Raw genomic sequence first — 2,480 nt, forward strand, 5'->3', positions numbered from 1 at the left:
ACGCTGTTGAGTTCTCAAGGAACGGACGCTTCCTTTGTACTCACCCTCTCGGGCTTTCCTCCGGGCTTCCCTTCGGTGTTTCCAACCTTACCAGATCCGTTTTCCGTTCCGTTTCCGGTCGGAATTCATTTCCGGTGGCCAGTTGGGAGGCCTTTGCCTATTCGACTGCCTTGCGGCTTTCTTTCGGCGATTCCGACTTTATCAGAAGTTTTTGACCGGACTGACCGGCCACTCGTTCCTGATTTATCGGGAAGGTGCTTCACCGGAACCGAATTCCAGGAAGCTGACAGATGCTAAACCGTCACCACCGGACTTGTCCAGTTCTAGGCAACTGTTCTAATCTACCTCCCCACACGTCCCGTGTCAACGGTCTTTGTGGGGCGAAGAGGAGACTAGCAGCTCAGCGGACGTGCCTGCACATCAGGCAGCGATCGGTACGGAGGCGCTGCGTTCGGCCTCCTCGACGTCGCCCGTCTCGCCGGCCCGCGCCGCGCGACCGCCCAGGATGTAGACGTACGCGAGAAAGAGCAGTTCGGCGGCTATGCCGATGCCGATGCGGGCCCAGGTCGGAAGGCCGGACGGGGTGACGAAGCCTTCGATGGCGCCCGAGACGAAGAGGACCAGGGCCAGGCCTATCGCCATGCCCAGGGCTGCTCGGCCCTCCTCGGCGAGGGCGGATCGGCGGCTGCGGGGGCCGGGGTCGATGACGGTCCACCCGAGGCGTAGTCCCGTACCGGCCGCTACGAAGACTGCGGTCAGTTCCAGGAGGCCGTGCGGGAGAATCAGGCCCAGGAAGGTGTCGAGGCGGCCTGCCGAGGACATCAGGCCGATGCCCACGCCCACGTTGAGCATGTTCTGGAAGAGGATCCAGACGACCGGCAGGCAGAGGAAGGCGCCGAGTACCAGGCACATCGCGGCGGCCTGGGCGTTGTTCGTCCACACCTGGGCGGCGAAGGACGTCGCCGGATGGCTCGAGTAGTAGGTCTCGTACTCGCCGCCGGGGCGGGTGAGCTCCCGCAGGTCGCTCGGGGCCGCGATCGAGGACTGGACCTCCGGGTGGGTGCCGATCCACCACCCCAGGAGGACGGCGACCGCTGTGGAGAGCAGCGCGGTGGGGACCCACCAGTGGCGTGAGCGGTAGACCGCGGCGGGGAAACCGTGCGTGAGGAAGCGGGTCACATCGCGCCAGGAGGCGCGGCGGGTGCCTGTCACCGCACTGCGCGCGCGTGCCACGAGTTGGCTGAGGCGGCCGGTCAGCTGGGGGTCCGGGGCGCTCGACTGGATCAGGGAGAGATGGGTCGCCGTGCGCTGGTAGAGCGCGACGAGTTCGTCGGCCTCCGCGCCGGTGAGGCGCCTCTGGCGTCCGAGGAGTGCGTCGAGCCGGTCCCATTCGGCTCGGTGGGCGGACACGAAGACGTCGAGGTCCATCGGGTTGGCTGCTCCTCGGCTGCTCGTCGTGTGGTCAGCTTGTCGCACTGCGGCGCGATGTGCCCTCAGCTTGGCAGACTGGCTGTCCTCGGGGCAGTTCGGGGAAGGACGGCGGGCGTGAGTGAGCTTGTGACGGGCGAGGCGGTGGCGCTGGAGCTGCGCCCCGCGAAGCTGCCGAGCCGGGTGCTGGCCGTGGTGCTCGACCTGGCGGTGGCGGTGGCCGCCTATGTCGCGGTGACCATTGCCCTGGTGGCGTCCACGGCCGCGCTCGACGAGGCGGCGCGGATGGCGGTGTCGATCGCCGCGTTCATTCTTCTGCTGGTGGGCGGACCGATCGCCGTGGAGACGCTCAGTCATGGGCGGTCGCTGGGGAAGCTGGCGTGCGGGCTGCGGGTGGTACGGGACGACGGCGGGCCGATCCGGTTCCGGCACGCGCTGGTGCGTGGGGCGGTCGGTGTGGTCGAGATCCTGATGACGTTCGGGGTCGTGGCGTGCATCGCCTCACTGGTGTCCGCGCGGGGGCGGCGGCTCGGTGATGTGTTCGCCGGGACTCTGGTCGTACGGGAGCGGATTCCCTCCGGGCGTACGGCCTTCGTGCCTCCGCCGCCGCCTTGGCTGGCGGGGCGGTTCTCCGGCCTTGATCTGTCCGGGGTGCCGGATGCGCTGTGGCTGGCTGTCCGGCAGTACCTGACGCGGATGCAGCAGCTGGATCCGCAGGTCGGCTGGGCGATGGCGGAGCGGCTCGCGGCCGATGTCGCGGAGCGCACCGGGGCTCCGGCGCCGCAGGGGGTGCCGCCGGCGGCGTATCTGGCGGCCGTGATGCAGGAGCGGCAGGCTCGGGAGGCCCGGCGGGCGTTCAGTGGCGGGGCCGCTGGTGGTGGTCCTGCCGCGGGTGGGCACATGGCCGGCGCGCCAGGCACATCAGGTACGCCAGGTACGAGCGGGCCCGTGACGCCGTACGGGTTGGTGCCTTCGCCGGAATCGGCGTACCCGTCCTACCCGGCCGCACCGGCTTCGCCGTCCTCCGCCTACTCGGCTCCGGCACCGGCCCC

The 2,480-nt window shown here is 69.1% G+C and carries 3 protein-coding genes; 2 read left to right on the top strand and 1 reads right to left on the bottom strand.

From position 1 onward, the window contains the following. On the top strand, positions 1-215 hold a 215-nt coding region (locus tag O3Q52_RS51930), incomplete at its 5' end, for a hypothetical protein (RefSeq protein WP_269655375.1). Positions 216-420: 205 nt separating this feature from the next. Here O3Q52_RS51930 and O3Q52_RS51935 read toward each other — a convergent pair. Next, positions 421-1,428, bottom strand: a complete 1,008-nt coding sequence (locus O3Q52_RS51935) for a stage II sporulation protein M (protein ID WP_269655376.1) — start codon at positions 1,426-1,428, stop codon at positions 421-423. 117 nt (positions 1,429-1,545) lie between these two features. Here O3Q52_RS51935 and O3Q52_RS51940 point away from each other — a divergent pair. Beyond that, a partial coding sequence (locus O3Q52_RS51940) for an RDD family protein (RefSeq protein ID WP_269655377.1) occupies positions 1,546-2,480 on the top strand: 935 nt, incomplete at its 3' end.

This window comes from Streptomyces sp. ActVer, assembly GCF_027270795.1.
GTDB lineage: Bacteria > Actinomycetota > Actinomycetes > Streptomycetales > Streptomycetaceae > Streptomyces > Streptomyces umbrinus_A.

Coding starts and splice junctions, on each gene's coding strand:
- O3Q52_RS51935 (WP_269655376.1), bottom strand. CDS start 1,428: ATGGACCTCGACGTCTTCGTGTCCGCCCACCGAGCCGAATGGGACCGG.